22 protein-coding genes are annotated in these 19228 nt (G+C 59.8%); 14 read left to right on the forward strand and 8 right to left on the reverse strand.

What is annotated here, in order from left to right; all coding sequences use genetic code 11:
- The first annotated feature begins 8 nt into the window (after positions 1-8).
- Together GGD50_RS18560 and GGD50_RS18565 are read left to right on the forward strand one after the other, a co-directional pair.
- On the forward strand, positions 9-461 hold the full coding sequence (locus tag GGD50_RS18560; RefSeq protein ID WP_107106804.1) for an SRPBCC family protein: 453 nt from the start codon (positions 9-11) through the stop codon (positions 459-461).
- A gap of 34 nt (positions 462-495) precedes the next feature.
- A complete protein-coding gene (locus GGD50_RS18565) occupies positions 496-945 on the forward strand; it encodes a GNAT family N-acetyltransferase (protein ID WP_107107038.1) in 450 nt (149 codons plus the stop codon).
- A 4-nt stretch (positions 946-949) separates the two neighbouring features.
- On the opposite strand, the gene GGD50_RS18570 is transcribed toward GGD50_RS18565, so the two are convergent.
- The 3 genes from GGD50_RS18570 to sppA form a co-directional block, all read right to left on the reverse strand.
- Positions 950-1282: a LapA family protein gene (locus GGD50_RS18570; RefSeq protein WP_107107037.1), complete on the reverse strand. Its 333-nt coding sequence runs from the start codon at positions 1280-1282 to the stop codon at positions 950-952.
- Positions 1283-1440: 158 nt separating this feature from the next.
- Positions 1441-1746: an integration host factor subunit beta gene (locus GGD50_RS18575; protein WP_004120746.1), complete on the reverse strand. Its 306-nt coding sequence runs from the start codon at positions 1744-1746 to the stop codon at positions 1441-1443.
- Between the two features lie 26 nt (positions 1747-1772).
- Positions 1773-2729 (reverse strand): signal peptide peptidase SppA, encoded by a 957-nt coding sequence (gene sppA / locus GGD50_RS18580; protein WP_107106803.1) that lies wholly within the window; start codon positions 2727-2729, stop codon positions 1773-1775.
- A gap of 327 nt (positions 2730-3056) precedes the next feature.
- Between sppA and lptC the strand changes: the two genes are divergently transcribed.
- From lptC to ptsN, 6 genes are all read left to right on the forward strand, one after another.
- Positions 3057-3743: an LPS export ABC transporter periplasmic protein LptC gene (gene lptC / locus GGD50_RS18585; protein WP_107106802.1), complete on the forward strand. Its 687-nt coding sequence runs from the start codon at positions 3057-3059 to the stop codon at positions 3741-3743.
- Positions 3740-4402, forward strand: coding sequence for an LptA/OstA family protein (locus tag GGD50_RS18590; protein ID WP_107106801.1), 663 nt, complete (start codon positions 3740-3742; stop codon positions 4400-4402). The genes lptC and GGD50_RS18590 overlap by 4 nt, the downstream gene beginning before the upstream one ends.
- A 37-nt stretch (positions 4403-4439) precedes the next feature.
- Positions 4440-5222, forward strand: coding sequence for an LPS export ABC transporter ATP-binding protein (gene lptB, locus GGD50_RS18595; protein ID WP_181316000.1), 783 nt, complete (start codon positions 4440-4442; stop codon positions 5220-5222).
- 241 nt (positions 5223-5463) lie between these two features.
- Entirely contained in the window at positions 5464-6969 is a 1506-nt protein-coding gene (gene rpoN, locus GGD50_RS18600; protein WP_425503985.1) for an RNA polymerase factor sigma-54, read from the forward strand.
- Between the two features lie 250 nt (positions 6970-7219).
- Positions 7220-7795: a ribosome hibernation-promoting factor, HPF/YfiA family gene (hpf, locus tag GGD50_RS18605; RefSeq protein ID WP_028751007.1), complete on the forward strand. Its 576-nt coding sequence runs from the start codon at positions 7220-7222 to the stop codon at positions 7793-7795.
- An 88-nt stretch (positions 7796-7883) separates the two neighbouring features.
- Positions 7884-8348, forward strand: a complete 465-nt coding sequence (gene ptsN, locus GGD50_RS18610; RefSeq protein WP_107106798.1) for a PTS IIA-like nitrogen regulatory protein PtsN — start codon at positions 7884-7886, stop codon at positions 8346-8348.
- A gap of 91 nt (positions 8349-8439) precedes the next feature.
- Here the strand turns inward: ptsN and grpE are convergent, their stop codons facing one another.
- Positions 8440-9081 (reverse strand): nucleotide exchange factor GrpE, encoded by a 642-nt coding sequence (gene grpE / locus GGD50_RS18615; protein WP_107107036.1) that lies wholly within the window; start codon positions 9079-9081, stop codon positions 8440-8442.
- Between the two features lie 221 nt (positions 9082-9302).
- Between grpE and GGD50_RS18620 the strand changes: the two genes are divergently transcribed.
- Positions 9303-9737 (forward strand): GFA family protein, encoded by a 435-nt coding sequence (locus GGD50_RS18620; protein ID WP_107106797.1) that lies wholly within the window; start codon positions 9303-9305, stop codon positions 9735-9737.
- A gap of 47 nt (positions 9738-9784) precedes the next feature.
- On the opposite strand, the gene hrcA is transcribed toward GGD50_RS18620, so the two are convergent.
- Positions 9785-10873: a heat-inducible transcriptional repressor HrcA gene (hrcA, locus tag GGD50_RS18625; protein WP_107106796.1), complete on the reverse strand. Its 1089-nt coding sequence runs from the start codon at positions 10871-10873 to the stop codon at positions 9785-9787.
- A gap of 172 nt (positions 10874-11045) precedes the next feature.
- On the opposite strand from hrcA, the gene rph reads away from it, so the two are divergent.
- From rph to hemW, 4 genes are read left to right on the forward strand one after another with little or no spacing between them, the layout of a single operon-like run.
- Complete coding sequence (gene rph, locus GGD50_RS18630; protein ID WP_107106795.1) at positions 11046-11762, forward strand: ribonuclease PH; 717 nt, start codon at positions 11046-11048, stop codon at positions 11760-11762.
- Between the two features lie 19 nt (positions 11763-11781).
- Positions 11782-12195: a VOC family protein gene (locus GGD50_RS18635; protein WP_107106794.1), complete on the forward strand. Its 414-nt coding sequence runs from the start codon at positions 11782-11784 to the stop codon at positions 12193-12195.
- 11 nt (positions 12196-12206) lie between these two features.
- Entirely contained in the window at positions 12207-12851 is a 645-nt protein-coding gene (gene rdgB / locus GGD50_RS18640; RefSeq protein ID WP_107107035.1) for an RdgB/HAM1 family non-canonical purine NTP pyrophosphatase, read from the forward strand.
- 36 nt (positions 12852-12887) lie between these two features.
- Positions 12888-14063, forward strand: a complete 1176-nt coding sequence (hemW, locus tag GGD50_RS18645) for a radical SAM family heme chaperone HemW (RefSeq protein ID WP_107106793.1) — start codon at positions 12888-12890, stop codon at positions 14061-14063.
- Positions 14064-14080: 17 nt separating this feature from the next.
- Here hemW and GGD50_RS18650 read toward each other — a convergent pair whose 3' ends face one another.
- Positions 14081-15004, reverse strand: coding sequence for a DMT family transporter (locus GGD50_RS18650; protein ID WP_107106792.1), 924 nt, complete (start codon positions 15002-15004; stop codon positions 14081-14083).
- A 156-nt stretch (positions 15005-15160) separates the two neighbouring features.
- Here GGD50_RS18650 and gcvA point away from each other — a divergent pair, with 156 nt between their 5' ends.
- Entirely contained in the window at positions 15161-16057 is an 897-nt protein-coding gene (gene gcvA / locus GGD50_RS18655; RefSeq protein ID WP_107106791.1) for a transcriptional regulator GcvA, read from the forward strand.
- Positions 16058-16063: 6 nt separating this feature from the next.
- On the opposite strand, the gene GGD50_RS18660 is transcribed toward gcvA, so the two are convergent.
- Both GGD50_RS18660 and dnaA read right to left on the reverse strand, forming a co-directional pair.
- Positions 16064-17146, reverse strand: coding sequence for a saccharopine dehydrogenase family protein (locus tag GGD50_RS18660; protein WP_107106790.1), 1083 nt, complete (start codon positions 17144-17146; stop codon positions 16064-16066).
- Positions 17147-17290: 144 nt separating this feature from the next.
- The gene (dnaA, locus tag GGD50_RS18665; RefSeq protein WP_107106789.1) at positions 17291-18844 is read right to left on the reverse strand and encodes a chromosomal replication initiator protein DnaA; all 1554 of its coding nucleotides are present in this window, start codon (positions 18842-18844) and stop codon (positions 17291-17293) included.
- Between the last annotated feature and the right edge of the window lie 384 nt (positions 18845-19228).

Here is a 19228-nt window from a genome sequence, read left to right on the forward strand (position 1 = left end):
GGTTGCGCATGGATATGACCGGTGAAGAACGGATTGCCGCCCCTAGGGACGTCGTGTGGGCCGCATTGAACGATCCCGATATTCTCAAGCAGTGCATTCCCGGTTGTCAAAGCCTAGAGAAGATTTCGCCGACCGAACTGACGGCAACGGTGAAATTGAAGATCGGCCCGGTCTCGGCTTCCTTCAACGGTGAAGTGACGCTCTCCAACATCAATGCGCCGGAAAGCTATACAATCTCCGGCGAAGGCAAGGGCGGCATTGCCGGCTTTGCCAAGGGCGGGGCCGATGTCACACTGAAAGAGGAAGGCAGCGCGACGATCCTGCATTACGAGGCCAAGGCCCAGGTCGGCGGCAAGATCGCCCAGCTCGGCTCGCGATTGGTCGATTCTAGCGCCAGGAAACTGGCGCAGCAGTTTTTCGCCGATTTTTCCGCCGCCCTCAATGGCCAAGCCAGCGCTTGATCGCGATCGTCATCAGACCCACCATAGACTGCTCATGACGTCGACATCAGATCTTTGGACCATCCGGCCGGCACAAGCACGGGATACGGACATTCTCGCCGACATCTATCTGCGTGTGCGTCGCACGACGTTTCTCTGGGTGGATCCCGGCAAATTCCACAGTGAGGATTTCGTCGGTCAGACACCCGGCGAACGCGTCTTCGTCTGCGAGGATCGAAACGGAACCATCGCCGGCTTTATGACGCTATGGGAGCCGGATGATTTCATCCATATGCTCTACATCCTGCCCGAATTCCAGGGCCGTGGCGCCGGCAAGGCGCTGCTTGCCGCCCTGCCGGAATGGCCCAACCGACGCTACCGGCTGAAATGCCTGGTGAAGAATACGCGCGCCATCGCCTTTTACCGCAGCCTTGGTTTCGCGATCATCGGCGACGGTTCATCGCCGGAGGGCGATTATAAGGACATGCAGCTCAGCGGGAACTAGATCGTTATTTGGACGGAAGCTGGCCGGCGATCTGTTCGGCGCGATTGCGGTGCTTGTCGGCTTCCGCCTGCCAGCGCACGGCCTCGCGCGATTGGCTGCGGGCTAGCTTGCGGTGTTTGCCCTGATTGAACCAGGTCACCGCAGCGCCAACCAACATGCCGATGATCAGCGCGACAAACAGCAGCACGAACAGCGGCGCGCTCAGCGACAACACTTGGTCCTCGGGCCTGAACGGATTGAGCGCCAGCGTGACGGACTGGCGGTTCGCAACGCAGAAGATGATGAGGATAATGCCGAGCGGCAGCAATATCAGCAGATTGATGATCTTCTTGGTCATTGCGAATGCTCCTTTGTCCAGGCGCATCCGTGCAATGCACTCCTATCGCCTATAGCCGCAGAGAATAAGAAAGACCGGGCCGAGTTCAAGTGCCACCCGGTCGCGGCACATTCATGTCTACGGGGACATTCGCGAAGAGTATCAGCTAAAAACGACGATTAATTGTCGTCTTCTTCGTCGCCGGCGCCGGGATTCAGGCGCTCGCGCAGCTCTTTACCCGTCTTGAAGAAGGGAACCCATTTTTCCTCGACGAACACCGTATCACCCGTTCGCGGGTTGCGACCGGAGCGCGAGGGGCGGTTCTTGACGGAAAATGCGCCGAAACCGCGTAGCTCCACGCGATTTCCCGCAGCGAGCGCATCGGTGATCTCGTCGAGGACTGCGTTGACGATATTTTCGACATCGCGGTGGTAGAGATGCGGGTTACGTGCCGCCACAATCTGCACCAATTCCGACTTAATCACGGTTGCCCCCTTAAATCATTGATTTATCAATTGGCTGCACCCTGCCAAACAGAAAGCAGGCCGTCAAGAAACAACTTCTCTGTCATAATTTTCTGGAGATCCTCTCCCTTCATAAAATCATCATAACCGAGACGATTTAGCAACCAGGAAGCGGCACTCGGCCAAAAGAAGGATGAGGTTTTGTCTTCAGCTTTCCAATCGACGATCGGCAGGTCCTTTTTGACCTTGCGCGTGTCGAGATAGGCGCGGATTTCGTCCTCGCCGCCGAGGGTGTCGACCAGCTTGTTCTGCAATGCCTGCCGGCCGGTGAAGATGCTGCCGTCCGCGAGCTTCAGCACCTCGTCGCGCGGCAATTTGCGGCGGTCGGCAACGAGATCGACGAACCAGGCATAGCTGTCCATGACCATGTTGCGGATCATCGCCTTGGCCTCTTCGCTCGCCGGATGGAAAGGCGACGGCTCGGCCTTCAGCGGCGCCGACTTGATCTCGTCCAGCGACAGGCCGAGCTTGTCGAGCAGCTCTTTCGCCTGCGGATACTGAAAGATGACGCCGATCGAGCCGGTGATCGACGTGTCGCCGGCAACAATGTCGTCACCCGCCGTGGCGATCATATAGCCGGCAGACGCCGCAACGGTGCGGATATCGGAGACCACGGGCTTCTTTGCAGCAACGGCGCGAATGGCTTTGAAGATGCGCTCGCCGCCATAGGTCGTGCCGCCCGTCGATGAAATCGAGACGATCAGCGCCTTGACCTGATCATTGTCCTTGATCTTCTTCAGCCGGTCCAGAAGCTCGGTGTCATCCACGATGAGCCCGGAAATGGTGACGCGGGCGATCTGCGGTCCGCGTATGGAGGGCAAATCGCCTGCGGCAAAACGATAAAGTGCAAAGCCCAGCGCCACCAGGAGAAGAACGGCGATGATGCGCCAGAAGCCAAGCTTGCGGCGCAATTGTCGCCGATCTGCGATTGCAGAACTGTCCATGACGCCTTATCTCTCCCTTTGTCATAAATTGGATACAAAACGGACCGGATATACAACACCTTGAAACGGGCATAATCCTTCGCGAAAATCCACTTCAATTTTCGAGATTGTGTCCAGGCTTTCCATGCGACGTTTCGTCAGATAGGGCGATGACCGATCGGGCGAAACCGCCGCGCATTATATTTTTTTGCTAAAATTGCTTGTGGCAGAAAAAAATCCATATTGGCAAGCCAATGCAATAATGCGAAACGATCTGGCAGGCTTGTTGGCACAGTCTGTGCATGACTCGAACGTGTTTTTCCGGATCAGAGAAGACGGACCTGTTGCATGCTCAATACTATCGAGACCTCCGGCCAGGCGATCGGCTCCGCGCCAGAAAGAAACGCGTATAAAGACGCGATCTTTCATTCCTCGCGCGTGAGAAGACTGAAGATCCTGCTTCCCCTGGCCGCGTTGATCGTCTCGCTGATCTTCATCGCGGTTTCGGTCGTGCGCGCATATCTGCCCGAAAACATTCAGATCGAAGGCGCAAGGATCGAGGATGGCAAGGTTGTGATGGAGCGTCCCGCCATCGCCGGCCGCAACAAGGACGGCATCAATTATTCCATGCTCGCCGAAAAGGCGCTGCAGGACATCAAGAATCCCAATATGATCACGCTCAAGACCATCAAGGCATCTATGCCGGTCAACAACCAGGTGATCGCCCATGTGACGGCTCAGAGCGCGGATTTCGACCGCCAGGCCGACACACTGAAGCTCACCGCCCCCTTTACCATTCTGATGGACAACGGTTTGCGCGCAGAATTCAGAACGGCCTTCCTCGACGTGAAGAAGGGTGACCTCTCCAGCCAGGATCAGGTTGCAATCTACAGAGGAGGCATGTCGGTTGTTGCACAGTCGCTCAAGATGACGGATAAGGGGAGCGTAATCGAATTCGACGGGCAGGTTCAGATGCATATCGAACCAGCCGGACTCCATAATTCAGCTAGCGAGCAACAGCCGGGCGGTTCATGACAAACGATTGGCGACATTCTCTTTTCAACTCTGGCCTGCGTAAGGCAGCCATTCTCTGCGCCTTTAGCGCAGTTGCAATTTTTGCGGCGACGGAAGCGGGCGCCCAGGCAACGACGAGCAGCATGCCTGGCCTGAAGCTTTCCAAGGATCAGCCGATCCAGATCGAAAGCGACAAGCTGGAGATCCATGATGCGGAAAGCCAGGCGGTCTTCACCGGCAACGTCAAGGTCGTCCAGGGCACCACGACGATGCAGGCCGGCAAGATGACGGTCTTCTATAAGAAGAAGCAGCCTGCCGACGCCAATGCCAAGCCGGCAACCGAAAATCCGGTCGCAAACGCCGCCAAGCAGCAAAACCAGTCGCTGGTCTCGGGCGATGCCGATATCGACCACATTCTGGTCACCGACAAGGTCTACCTCGTTTCCGGCACGCAGACAGCGACGGCGGATGACGGTTCCTTCGACATGGCCAACCAGCTTGCCGTTCTCAAGGGCCAGAAGGTCGTGCTGACCGACGGGCCGAACGTATTCACCGGCTGTCAGCTCACCGTACATATGGCGACAGGTGAAGCGCAACTGGATGCCTGCGGGGGTCGCGTCCAGATTCAGCTCGACCCAAAATCGCAGCAAGTGCAGCAGCAACAGCAGAAAAAGAACTGATCCCGGTCTTCTCGTGACGATATCGACTACACCCACCTTGCCCGGCGCGTCCGGATCGAGCACTGCGGCATCCGGCACCGCGGACAAAGCGCGTTATCAGGGAACCCTGATCGCGCGCGGCCTCACCAAAACCTACCGCACGCGGCGCGTCGTCAATGGCGTCTCGCTCGTCGTGCGGCGCGGCGAGGCCGTCGGCCTGCTCGGACCGAACGGTGCCGGCAAGACGACATGCTTCTACATGATCACCGGGCTGGTGCCGGTCGATGAAGGCACGATCGAGATCGACGGCAACAATGTCACCTCGATGCCGATGTATCGCCGCGCTCGCCTGGGCGTCGGCTATCTGCCGCAGGAAGCCTCGATCTTTCGCGGCCTTACGGTGGAAGAGAACATCCGCGCCGTTCTTGAAGTCCATGAAAAGGACAAGAAGAAGCGCGAGCGGAAGCTCGACGAGTTGCTGGAAGAATTCCATATCCGCAATCTCCGCACGGTGCCGGCGATCGCCCTCTCCGGTGGTGAGCGGCGGCGTCTGGAAATTGCCCGCGCATTGGCGACCGACCCGACCTTCATGCTGCTCGACGAGCCCTTTGCGGGCGTCGATCCGATCTCGGTCGCCGACATCCAGAATCTCGTGCATCACCTGACGGCGCGCGGCATCGGCGTTTTGATCACCGACCACAATGTCCGCGAGACGCTCGGCCTGATCGACCGCGCCTACATCATCCATGCCGGCGAAGTGCTGACCCATGGCAGGGCCAACGACATCGTCAGCAATCCGGAAGTGCGTAAGCTCTATCTGGGTGACAATTTCAGCCTTTAAAAAGCTGCGGTTGAACCGGCGCGCGCCCTCCCTTACCAGAGGGCGTAGCGCTCCCGAAATTCACCATCCTGACACAGTTCCGCTTGACCAAACCCAATAAAAAAGCAATTTTTGGGCCAGTTGGAATTTTGCGGATTTTTCATAGCGAAGAACGCGAATTCCCAAAGAGAGGAAGGGGAGTTTCGCGTCCGCCATGGCATTATCGGCCAATCTTTTCCTGCGCCAAAGCCAAAGCCTGGTGATGACACCGCAACTGATGCAATCCATCCAGTTGCTGCAGATGACGCATTTTGAGCTCACCCAATTCATCGCGCAGGAAGTCGAAAAAAATCCGCTGCTCGAATTTACGTCAAATGACGAGGATATAGGCAGCAACGGCGACCGCGAGGCGAAGGACGAAAGGTTCGATGCCGCGGATGACAGCCATGGTGATGATGACCGCAACAGCGGCGATCTCGCCAGCGACTGGTACGAGAGCGAAAATACCGGCCATGCCGACCGGCTGAACGACGAACTCGACACCAATTTCAGCAATGTTTTTCCCGACGATGGCGGCCCGCAGCGCGCGGATGCGCCGGAACTGCTCAGCCAGTGGAAATCCATGCCTGGCGGCGAAGCCGGCGAAAGCTACGATCTCGATGATTTCGTTGCCGGCCAGATTTCGCTGCGCGACCACTTGAACGAACAGATTCCCTTTTCCCTGCCCAGCATGGCCGACCGGCTGATTGCCCAGCATCTCGTCGACCAGCTCGACGATGCCGGCTATCTGCAGGCCGATTTGAACGAAACTGCGGAGCGCCTCGGCGCCAGCGTTGCGGATATCGAGCGCGTGCTTGGCGCATTGCAATTGCTCGACCCTCCCGGCGTGTTTGCTCGTTCTCTCAGCGAATGTTTGGCAATCCAGCTTCGCCAAAAGGATCGTTTCGATCCGGCCATGGAACGGCTGATCCAGAACCTTGAACTTCTCGCCCGGCGCGATTTCGCGACGTTGAAGCGGCTCTGCGGCGTCGACGAGGAAGATCTGCTCGACATGATGGCCGAGATCCGTCAGTTGAACCCGAAACCGGGCAGCGGCTTCGAGACCGGCATATCCGAGGCGATCATGCCCGATATCGTGGTGCGGCCGTCCTCCGACGGAGGCTGGCTGGTGGAGCTCAATCCGGATACGCTGCCGCGCGTCCTGGTCAGCCAGTCCTATTTCGCTTCCGTCTCCAAGACGAGCCAGGATCACGCCTTCCTGTCGGAATGCCTGCAGAATGCCAATTGGCTGACGCGCAGCCTCGATCAGCGCGCCAAGACGATCATGAAGGTGGCGAGCGAGATCGTCCGACAGCAGGATGCCTTCCTCGTGCACGGCGTCGACCATCTGCGGCCGCTCAATCTGAAGACCGTGGCGGACGCGATCAAAATGCATGAGTCGACGGTCAGCCGCGTGACCTCGAACAAATACATGCTGACGCCGCGCGGTCTGTTCGAGCTCAAATATTTCTTCACCGTCTCGATCAGCGCCGTCGAAGGCGGCGACAGCCATTCGGCCGAGGCCGTGCGCCACAAGATTCGTCTTCTGATCTCCCAGGAGAGCCCGGAGGCCGTGCTGTCAGACGACGACATCGTCGATACCCTAAAGAAGGGCGGCATCGAGCTTGCTCGCCGCACGGTTGCAAAATACCGCGAAGCGATGAACATTCCCTCTTCCGTACAGCGCAGGCGGGAGAAGCGCGCGCTGGCAAAAGTGGCCGGCTTTTAGCAATTTTCTCGGCTTCAACCGCAGACTGCGAATCCCCTAACAGTTCCTTAAGATTTAGTTGACTTTCCGATGTGGCGGGGCTAGAAGCCCGCCGCAATCGGTGCAGGACATCACTGCCATGAACTTATCCCCACCATCCCCAGGGCGCCTGACAAACGCAATTTGTCTTTGACCGCGTGAAGTGCTTGGATGAGCTTGAGGCTTGGCGTAAACTGGCGCGCCCAATAACCGCTACAAGAAGGGAAACTCCATGAGTGTGCGTGTCTCCGGGAAACATATGGAAATTGGTGACTCCTTCCGCCAAAGGATTGAAGACCAGATCGGCATGGCTGTGACGAAATACTTCGACGGGGGGTATTCGGGCCAAGTGACGGTACAGAAATCCAGTTCCCGCTTCGCAGCCGATTGCAAACTTCATCTCGACAGTGGCGTTGTCCTGCATGCCGCCGGAGAGGCAATGGACCCGCAATTGGCGTTTGACGCGGCGTCTGAGCGCATCGAAAAGCGCCTGCGCCGCTACAAGCGTAAACTCAAGGATCACCAGGCCGGCAACCACACCAATGGCCTCGCCGAAGTCGCCTATACCGTCATGGACGGTGTTCCGGACGACGAAGACGAGGTCCCGGCCGATTTCGCGCCGGCGATCGTCGCCGAAAGCACGAAACAGCTAAAGACCATGTCGGTCGCGACCGCCGTGATGGCGCTCGACATGACCGACGAGCCGCTGCTGCTTTTCCGCAGCCCCGGCAAGGAACATCTGAATATCGTTTACCGTCGGCAGGACGGCAACATTGGCTGGATCGACGCAGCCAATATCAAGGGCTGAGAAAGGAAGATGAGCGACGGCCCCAGGCTGTAACAGCCGGCCGCCGCTCCTCCGTCATCGGATCTCGGCGACACGAAGGATAAAGAGAATGGCATTGGCAGATTTGCTGCACCAAGATGCGATCATCCCCGCCTTGAGGGCAAATTCCAAAAAACAACTGCTTCAGGAGCTGGCAGCCAAAGCCTCCAAATTGACCGGACTGCCCGAGCGCGAGATTTTCGACGTCGTGCTGCAGCGGGAGCGCCTGGGCTCCACCGGCGTCGGCAATGGCATCGCCATTCCGCACGGCAAGCTCAACAGCATCAAATCCATCATCGGTATTTTCGCGCGCCTGGAAGCGCCTGTCGACTTTGAGGCACTGGACGACCAGCCCGTCGACCTCGTCTTCCTGCTGCTCGCCCCCGAGGGCGCCGGCGCCGACCATCTGAAAGCGCTGTCGCGCATTGCCCGCGTGCTGCGCGATCAGGATCTCGTCGCCAAGCTGCGCGCCACCGAATCCGCCTCGGCGATCTACGCTTTCCTCAATGAAGAGCAGGCGTCTAACGCGGCCTAACGGACTGGATCGCATCGGACCACGGCAAAAGAAAAGAGCCGGATGATCTCACATCATCCGGCTCTTCTCTTTTGCTATTACCTGAAAATGATCAGGCGTCTTTTTCGTCGAACGGGCTGTTGGCGCCCGGTTCGGAAATCTCGGCAACCTTCGGGCCGCCCTTGGCAACGCCGACCATGGCCGGGCGAAGAACACGCTCGCCGATGACGAAGCCGGCTTGCACCACCTGCACGACCGTATTGTTCGGTACTTCGGTGTTCGGCACTTCGAACATCGCCTGATGGAAGTTGGGATCGAACTTCTGGCCGACCGGCTCGATCTGGCGGACGCCGTGGCGCTCCAAGGCCGAGAGCATGGAGCGCTCGGTCATTTCCACGCCTTCGATCAGCGTCTTCAGGCCGGCATCGGCTTCGGCGCGGGCGTCGGCCGGAATGGCTTCCAGCGTGCGGCGCAGATTATCCGCAACGGCAAGCATGTCGCGGGCGAAGCTGGCGACGGAATAGGACTTGGCATCCTTGACGTCACGCTCGGTGCGACGGCGCAAGTTGTCCATTTCGGCGGCAAGGCGCAGATAGCGGTCACGCAGATCGCTATTTTCGGCCTTAAGCAGCTCGACCGGATCCGGCTGCGAAGGCTGGCCCGCATCCGCGGTTTCCGCAGCCTCTTGCGCAAAGTCCGCGGGATTGTCAGTCGCCGTGGCGTCAGGTCCGGTTTTCGTTGTTTCGTCGGTCATGACGGTCTCCGAATTGCTTTGTCTTTTGAATGAGCCCGATATCGAGGTTTGGCCGGAAAAAATCAAGGCTTTGTCGCGAAGAACAGCCATTTCCCGGCAATCCAGCCCTATTTGCCCAAATACCAATCGGGTGAAAATGCCTCCCCCGTTGGGGCTTCTACTATCCAAGACCCTTTCCGGGTATAGTCGGGGCCGTTTCAACACGACATGAGGGATCGTCCATGTCCAGCAGCCAGTCCCATTCGGGCAAATGTTTCTGCGGCGCGGTGGAAATCGCGGTCAGTGGCGAACCGGTGGCGATGGGTTATTGCCATTGCGACTCCTGCCGGGAATGGTCGGCAGAACCAGTCAACGCCTTTTCGCTCTGGCCACCGGAAGCCGTGCATGTCACCAAGGGCGCTGACCACATCGGCAGCTACCAGAGAAGCGAAAAGAGCCTGCGCAAATGGTGCAAGATTTGCGGTGGCCATCTCTTGACCGAGCATCCCTTGTGGGGCGTGACCGATGTCTACGCCGCCATTATCCCAACCCTCGACTTCCAGCCGATGCTTCATGTCAACTACGAGAACACCGTGCTGCATCTGAGAGACGGCCTGCCGAAACAAAAGGACATGCCGGCGGAGATGGGCGGATCGGGAACCCTGCTACCCGACTAAAACGATCTCTGCGCGTTCAATGAAGGCCCGCCCTGCGGAGGCTTTCGTCACATCCCTGGCCGCGACAGCCTGGAAATCAGTTGGGCGGTATAGTCCACCATGGGCACGATGCGGGCATAATTCAGCCGTGTCGGACCGATGACGCCGACGGCGCCGACGATGCGGTCGTCGTCATCACGATAGGGCGCGACGATCAACGAGGAGCCGGAGAGCGAAAAGAGCTTGTTTTCCGAGCCGATGAAGATGCGCACGCCCGGCCCGCTTTCGGCCAGGTTCAGGATCTCGATCAGGCTGTCCTTCTTTTCGAGATCGTCGAACAACAGGCGCAGGCGATCCAGATCTTCAGCACCGCCCACTTCGGCCAACAGATTGGCGCGGCCGCGCACGATGAGCTGCGTCGGCTTGCCCTCATCCCCGTCGCCGGACCAGACGGCGATCCCGCGTTCGACGAGCTCGCGCGACAGAATATCGAGTTCCTGGCGCACACTCTCCTTCAACGTCTGTAACTGACGGCGCAGCTCCGGCAGTGTCTGGCCGGTCATGTGGGCATTGAGGAAATTCGCGGCTTCCGTGAGCTGCGAGGAGGTAACGCCGGCCGGTAATTCGATGATGCGGTTTTCCACCTGATCGTGATCGCCGACGAGCACGGCCAGCGCCTTGGTCGGCTCCAGGCGGATGAATTCGACGTGCTTCAGCACCGGATCGCTCTTCGAGGTGATCACCAATCCGGCGCCGCGCGAGATGCCCGACAGCATGCGGCTTGCCTCGGTCATCACAGATTCCATCGGCTGGTCTCGGTTGCTGCCACGCACCTGACGGTCGATGGTGGCGCGGTCTTCTGCGGAGAGATCGCCGACCTGCATGAAGGCGTCGACGAAAAAACGCAGGCCGATCTGCGTCGGCAGACGGCCAGCGCTGATATGCGGCGAATAGATGAGACCGAGCTCTTCCAGATCGCTCATGACGTTGCGCACGGAGGCCGGCGACAGAGACATGGGCAGCAAGCGCGAGAGATTGCGCGATCCCAGCGGTTCGCCATTTTCAAGATAGCCTTCAACGATACGGCGGAAGATTTCCTTCGAGCGTTCGTCCAGCGCTGCAATGGCATCCGAAACCGACGATGTCGTGAACCCCATTTCGCTGTCAAATCCGTTCTGTTGAGCCTTAGTCAAAATATAATCATTCAGTTAGCAATGGCAAAAGGGAAAAATATCAACGCTAGCACTACAAGGCCCTTCAGCCTGCTTTTCCTTTGCAAAAGCCGCCGGTGGATCGTAGAAGCGGTCAATAAACTTTCAGGAGAGCAGAATGCGGCCTTCAGGCAGAAAAACCGACCAGATGCGCAAAGTGTCATTTGAGCGCAATTTTTCCAAGCACGCGGAAGGCTCTTGCCTGGTCAAATTCGGCGATACGCATGTGCTCTGCACGGCAAGCCTGGAAGAAAAGACGCCGCCATGGCTGCGCAACAGCGGCAAGGGCTGGATCACGGCCGAATACGGCATGTTGCCGCGCGCCACCGGTGAACGCATGAAGCGCGAAGCCGCCGCCGGCAAGCAGGGCGGCCGCACGCAGGAGATCCAGCGCCTCATCGGCCGCTCGCTGCGCGCCGTCGTCGACCTGCAGGCACTGGGCGAACGCCAGATCACGCTCGACTGCGACGTCATCCAGGCCGATGGCGGCACCCGCACGGCCTCGATCACCGGCGCCTGGATCGCGCTCTACGACTGTCTGAAGTGGATGGAAAGCCGCAACATGATCAAGACGGACCGTGTCCTGAAGGATCACATCGCCGCCGTTTCCTGCGGCATCTTCGCCGGCCAGCCGGTGATCGACCTCGACTATCTCGAGGATTCATCCGCCGAGACCGATGCCAATTTCGTCATGACCGGCGCCGGCGGCATTGTCGAGATCCAGGGCACGGCCGAAGGCACGCCCTTCAGCGAAGAAGAATTCACAACCCTGATGCATCTCGCCAAAAACGGCATTGCCGAGCTGGTGGAGCTGCAGAAGCAGGCGATTGCCTGACCGAAGAGGCGGTCAACCGATGAGCCCGTTGATGGAAGGCATTCTGGAAACCGCTCTTTATGCGGACGATCTCGATGCAGCCGAGGCCTTCTATGGCGGCGTTCTCGGACTGCAGAAGATTTCGCGCGGCGGCAACCGTCATGTCTTTTATCGCTGCGGGCCGGGCGTGCTGTTGATCTTCAATAGCGCGGAAACCGTCAAGCCGCACGAACCGGGTGCCCTACCCGTGCCGCCCCATGGCACGAAAGGGCACGGTCACGTCTGCTTTCGTGTCAGCGGCAACGACATCGAAGCCATGGCGCAAAAGCTGAAGGCTGCCGGGGTCGATATCGAAGCCGATTTTCAATGGCCGAGTGGCGGCCGCTCGATCTATTTCCGCGACCCGGCCGGCAACAGCCTGGAATGCGCCGAACCCCGGATCTGGGGCCTATGACAGGACAGGATATGCGCAAGCTCGATACCAAGACCATCGTCGTCGCCAGCCACAATGCCGGCAAGATCCAGGAAATTCGAGACCTGATCGGCCCGCTCGGTTTTGCTGCCAAATCTGCCGCCGATCTCAATTTCATCGAACCGGATGAAACCGGCACCACCTTCGAGGAAAATGCCGCGATCAAGGCGCTGGCCTCCGCGCATGCCTCCGGCCTGCCGGCGCTATCGGACGATTCTGGCCTGGTCATCGATGCGCTGGGTGGCGATCCTGGCGTCTATACGGCCAATTGGGCGGAAAAGCCTGACGGCACCCGTGACTTCGCAATGGCAATGCAGAAGGTCGAGACTGCGTTGGAAAAGGCCGGTGCCGCTTCACCGGAGAGCCGCACGGCGCGCTTCGTCAGCGTGCTTTGCCTCGCCTGGCCGGACGGGCATACCGAGTTTTTCCGCGGCGAGGTCGAGGGCACCGTCGTCTGGCCGCCGCGCGGCACCCAGGGTTTCGGCTACGATCCGATTTTCCAGCCCAAGGGGTATGACACCACCTTCGGCGAGATGAGCGCCGGACAAAAGCATGGCTGGAAGCATGGCGACTCCCAAGCGCTTTCCCATCGCGCCCGCGCCTTCAAGATCTTTGTCGAAACCTGCCTGGAGGCGTAAGCTAACCCCGTGGAAATCGTAGATACGCAGGACCTGATGCGCGGGGCGCAATTGCTACCGGATACCGGCGAACCCGGTTTCGGCGTCTATGTGCATTGGCCCTTTTGCGCGGCCAAGTGTCCCTACTGCGATTTCAACAGCCATGTCCGCCATCAGCCGGTCGATCAGGAGCGTTTCGCTACCGCCTTTCTGAAAGAAATGGCGACGATGCGGATGATCAGCGGGCCGAAGACGGTGACCAGCATCTTCCTCGGCGGCGGCACGCCTTCGCTGATGAAGCCGGAAACTGTCGGTGCGATCCTCGACGGCATTGCCCAGACCTGGCATGTGCCTAACGGTATTGAGATCACCATGGAGGCCAATCCGTCCAGCGTCGAAGCCGAGCGTTTCCGCGGCTATCGTGCGGCGGGGGTCAATCGCGTGTCCATGGGCGTGCAGGCGCTGAACGACCGCGATCTGAAATTCCTGGGCCGGCTCCACGACGTCGCCGATGCGCTGAAGGCGATCAAGCTGGCGCGCGAGATCTTTCCGCGCATGTCCTTCGACCTCATCTATGCCCGCCCCAACCAGACCGTCGAGGAATGGGAGCGCGAGCTGAAGGAGGCGATTTCCTACGCCGTCGACCACCTCTCGCTCTATCAATTGACCATCGAGGAAGGCACGCCCTTCTATGGCCTGCACAAGGCGGGCAAGCTGATCGTACCGGATGGCGACCAGTCGGCGCTGCTCTACGAGGCGACGCAGGAGATTACCGAACGCGAGGGCATGCCGGCCTATGAGGTTTCCAACCATGCGCGCCCCGGCGCCGAGAGCCGCCACAATCTCACCTATTGGCGCTATGGAGACTATGCCGGCATCGGCCCCGGCGCCCACGGCCGGCTGACCCAAGGCCCGAAGAAGCTGGCGACGTCGACCGAGCGGAAGCCGGAAAGCTGGCTGGAGCTGGTCGAGCGCGACGGCCATGGCATCCTCGAGCAGGAGATGCTCGGCTTCGACGAGCAAGCCGATGAGTTGCTGCTGATGGGCCTGCGCCTGAAAGAAGGGATCGATCTCGTGCGCTGGCAGCAGCTTTCCGGCAGAGAGCCTGATCCGAAGCGCGAGCAGCTCCTGCTGGAACACGGCTTTATCGAGCGCCTCGGCAATTCCCGCCTGCGCTGCACACCGGCGGGCATGCTGATCCTTGATTCCGTGGTCGCGGATCTGGCGTGCTGAAAAGGCGGCAATCCACCCTACTCTGCCGCCACGCGTCTTCTCCCGAAAGCGAGTAATCGTCCATCGATCGCCGCAAGGCCGACCGCAATCATCGCCATGCCGATAAAGTGCTTCGGCTGCAATTGTTCGCCGAGGATCAGCGCGCCGAGCAGGATGGCGCTGACGGGGATAAGGAAGGTGACCAGCATCAGGTTGGTGGCGCCCGCCGTTGCCAGGATGCGGAAGAACAGGACATAGGCGATTGCGGTCGAGAGGATCGCCAATCCCGCCAGCGCCACCCAGGTCTCTGTCGAAGGCGTGCCGAGCGTCCAAGGATGATCGACAAAAAGGGCAACCGGCAGCAGCAGGATGGTCGAGGCCGTCACCTGTCCGGCCGCGGGAATGATGGGCGCGAGACCCATGCGACGGAAACGGCGGCCGAAAATGCCGGCGAGCGAATAGGAGAAGGCGGCGCCCAGCACGGCGAGCTGGGCCAGCACGTTCGAACCGAAGCTGCTCAGCACCGACGGGCCGATCATCAGCGCGACGCCGGCAAAACCGACGACAACGCCGATCAGGCGATTGCCGGTCATTTTCTCGTCCGTCGTCAGAAAATGCGCCACCACGACGGCGAAGAGCGGCGTCGTTGCGTTGAGGATGGAGGCCAGACCGCTGGCAATATGGGTCTGGCCCCAGACGATCAGCAGGAAGGGAATGACATTGTTGAGGATACCCATGCCGAAGAAGGCGGCCCAGGTCTGACGGTCGCGCGGCATCGCCTGGCCGGTCATCCGGACGATGACGTGCAAGGCTATCGCCGCCAAGGCGACGCGCGAGGCGACGATGGTGAAGGGCGGCAGTTGATGTACCAGGATGCCGTTGAACAGAAACGAGCCGCCCCAGAGGACCGATAATCCAAGCAGCATGCCCCATTCCGCAGCGCCCATAGATTTCTGCGCCATGGCGATATCTCCTGTTTTCCATTCTATGAGTTAAGCTCGATGCTGGTGAAGAAGCACTTTCTTGCCAACATCCGAAACTGATGGAATAATCCCGCTAATAGGAAGCTCTGGCAAACGAGTCTTTTTCGTTCGATCGTTTAGCTGAACTCAATCGTCATGGATCAATTGCCTTCCCTTTCGGCGCTGCGCGCCTTCGAAGCCTCGGCGCGGCATCTGAGCATGACGATTGCCGCCAGGGAGCTGCATGTGACCCCAGGTGCGGTCAGCCTTCAGGTGCGCGATCTCGAAACCGCGCTCGGTGTGCGGCTTTTCGACCGTCGGGCGCGGGGCCTGGCATTGACGGCTGACGGTGCGGATTATTTCGCGACGCTGCGCACCGCCTTTCGCCTGGTGCGAGAGGCGACGGCGGCACTGACGATGCGGGCACGCGATACGGTGCTGACCGTCACCTGCACCGCGGGCTTTGCCACACACTGGCTGGTGCCGCGGCTGATGCGTTTCGAACAGGCGCATCCCGAGATCGATCTCAGGATCAGTGCCTCGCACCGGATGATGGATTTCCAGCGCGACGGCATCGACATCGCCATCCGCCACGGGCTCGGCGGCTATGAAGGCCTGGCGAGCGAGCGGCTGCTCGATGACGAATACGTGCCGGTCTGCACGCCTGAGACCGCCGCTTCGCTTGGCCCCTCACCCACAGCCGACGCGCTGGCTGGCCTGACGCTGATCCATGATGTCTACCGGCGCGATTGGCAGCTCTGGCTGCAGGCAGCGGGCGCAACCGGGGTCGACGCCACGCGCGGGCCGATCTTCACCGACGGCACCGGCGCTTACCATGCCATGAAAGCGGGGCTCGGCATCGCGCTGATGCGGCGCTCCTTCATCGAAAAAGATTTGGCAGAGGGCACGATTGTTGCGCCCTTCCCGATGGGGCTTGCCAGCACGCTGGCCTACCATCTGGTCTATCCGCCCGCCGCGTTGGAACGGCCGGCCATCGCCGCCTTCCGTACCTGGCTGTTTTCCGAGGTCTCGCATACGCCGCCACCGGCATAGGCGGCGTCATCCGTGATGCGTGATGCCACCCTTGAACAGGCTGCCGGTCCGCGTCTCCAGGAAGGTGTCGAGCGGAATATGTTCCTGATGCAGGAAGCCAGTCGACGGCAAACGGCCGGCGCGTACCAGCTCGATAACGGCGACGACGGAGGCCGATGTGGTCCAGGAAATGGCGGTGCGGCTCTCGCCGACGACTTCGATCGGATAATAGGCCCGCACGAATTCCCGCCGGCGCAGATTGCCGTTGATCGTGCCTTCGGCGGAAACATGGACATAGACGACATCGTCATCGACCGGCGGCTTCGCCTCGGTCAGGATCTCACCGGCAAGCTGGCGGCGGTCGCGCATCAGCAACTCATGGAAGAAGAAATTCATCAGCTCCATGTGGCCGGGATATCGCATGGTTTTATAATCGAGGTTTTCCACCCGGCCGAGCATGGTGCTGCACATGGTCCCCAGGCCGCCCGAGGTGGTGAAGGCTTCGAGCTTGACGCCGTTGACATAGAGCGTCTCATGCCATTCCATCGGCGAGACCAGCTTGCGGACACCACCCTCGATGACTTCGCAGTCATTCAGATATTCGTTGACCACGCCCTCCGGCGACCAGTTGAAGGCATAACCCAACAGTCCGGTCGGATTCTGCGGCAGGGCACCGACGCGCATGCGGATCGAGCGGCAGCGATCAAAGACATCGGCAAGGCTCGCACCGACAATGCCGACGAAACCGGGCGCCAGGCCGCATTGCGGCGCCATCAGGCCGCGCGCGCTCTTTGCAAGCTCGATAATGCCGTTTGTGGTCGGCACATCCTCGGTCAGATCGAAGTAATGAATGCCGGCGCCATGGGCAAGGCGCGCCAGATCGGCGTTCAGGTGAAACGGAAGGCAGGAGAGCACGGCATCGACGCGGGAAAAGAGATCGCCGATCAGCGCCGGATCGGAGACATTTCCGACCTCACAGGCGAAAGGCACGGCCTCCGCGGGCAAATGCGCGTCGATGCCGGTGACGGCGAAACCGCTTTCATGCAACAACGTGGCGGCGAGCCGCCCGACCTTTCCAAGACCGAGAACGGCAATCCTGTCAAAACCCATAGACATCCTCCCGTTCGGCGCGCCGGCCTCCTCCGGCCGGGCATCCGATTCAGTATTTCAGACATCTATAGAATAAAAGCCGCATAAATGAAAACGGCCGGCGATGAAGCCGGCCGTGGATAAAATTGCCGATAACGGCGCGTCTTATTCGTTGATCAGACGCTTCAACAGCTCGATTTCATGCGACAGCTTGCTGTCACCGGAAATCAGCTCCTCGATCTTACGCACCGCATGCAGCACGGTCGTGTGGTCACGACCACCAAAACGGCGACCGATCTCTGGGAAGGAGCGCGGCGTCAGCGTCTTCGACAGATACATGGCGATCTGGCGCGGCTTGACGATGACGCGGGTGCGACGGTTGGAAACCAGCTCCTGGCGGGAGACATTGTAATGGCGCGCCACGATACGCTGGATGTCCTCGATGCGGACACGGCGCGGCTCGCCGGAGCCGACCAGATGGGCCAACAACTCGTCAACACGCTCGACCGTCAGGTTCGGCTCGAAAGAACGGCGGAAGATCAGTTGGTTGAAAGCGCCTTCTAGCTCACGGCCGCTCGCGGTCACATTGCGGGCAACATGCGAGAGAAGTTCGGCCGGGATTTCCAGCGACGGATCGTCCATGCGGGCAGCATCCAGGCGGCGCTTGAGGATTTCGAGACGCATCTCGTAGTCCGGCGCCTCGACCTCGATGGCGACACCGCCCTGAAGACGCGAACGTACGCGCGGATCGAGCGATTCAAGCTCCCAGGGCGCGCGGTCGGCGGCAACGACGACCTGCTTGGCGCTGTCGAGCAGCATATTGAGCAGATGGCAGAACTCATGCTGGATCATCTTGCCCTGCAGGAACTGCATGTCGTCGATGATCAGAAGATCGATGTTGCGCAGCGAGTCCTTCAACGTCAGCGCGTCATTGTCGCGAATGGCGGTGGCGAAGCGCCACATGAAATATTCCGCCGTCAGATAGACGACGCGCAGTCCGCGCGGATTCTGCACGGCAGCATTGGCGATCGCCTGCAAAAGGTGCGTCTTGCCGAGGCCGACCGTCGCATGGACGAAGAGCGGATTGAAGCGCACTGCGCCGGAGCCGGCTTCAGCAATCGTCTTGGCGGCAGCAAGGCCGACGCGGTTGGAGCTGCCTTCGACAAAGGTATCGAAGGTAAAGCGGGAGTCGAGCGGCGAGCCGAACAGCGGCGCACCTACGGTCGCCGGTCGGGCGGCGGCTGCCGCGGAGATCGTCTGAGCAACGACCTGGCCGGCAGGCTGGGCAACCGGGCGACGGATCGGCGCCACGGAAGCCGTGTCGGGCACCGCTACATGTTCGTCCACGCAAGGCTTCGCGCCGTGGCGGGTCGCCGTGCGTACGAGAATTTCAACCTTCAGGATTTCAGCATCTTCTGCCTGGAACAGGTTGGTGATCAGATCGAGATAACGATTGTTGATCCAGGACTTCAGAAACGTCGTCGGAACAGTCAGCCGTACGACGCTCTTCGATACCGAATGCAGCTTAAGCCGCGCAAACCAGCTAGCATAAACATCCGGACCGACCTGAGCCTTCAAGCGCGCACTGACACGCTCGAACAATACGTTATGCTGCATATCTCCTTTTTCCCCCGCCGCTTCAAGACAAACCGCACTGAACGCCTGCTGTGCATTGTCCCCGTTTTCCAACGCACCCGTCGTTCTCGTAATCATTTGCATAATGCCGCCTTCCACAGTCTCTTTTTATAGGGCGGTTTTGGATAATACCGCCGCCCTTAGGTCTACGCCATGGCATAGCGGTCGCGCTCGTGGTTCCGAGCTTCGCCGCATACCGGTTCATCAGCCGGGTCCAAGCCAATAGGACCTTACGCGAAACACCCTGGCGAAAACTGCTCCCCGAGCGGCCTTCGTCTTGGTGTTTGCATCTGAAGCAGTCGCCCGGTCCTCGTATTCCGACCGACTGCCCCAAACGGCTGTCAATTTTTCTCCCCTCCCCGCAGCCACGCTTGGGACTTAGGCTGCAAAGAGCAGACAAGTTTCCTCGTTCCGCAGGCGTTACCGCCAGTGGCCTTAACTCGTCAACTGTTTGAAAAAACGGAACTG

Origin of the sequence: Martinezella paranaensis (genome assembly GCF_014200235.1) — a bacterium.
Classification (GTDB): domain Bacteria; phylum Pseudomonadota; class Alphaproteobacteria; order Rhizobiales; family Rhizobiaceae; genus Rhizobium; species Rhizobium paranaense.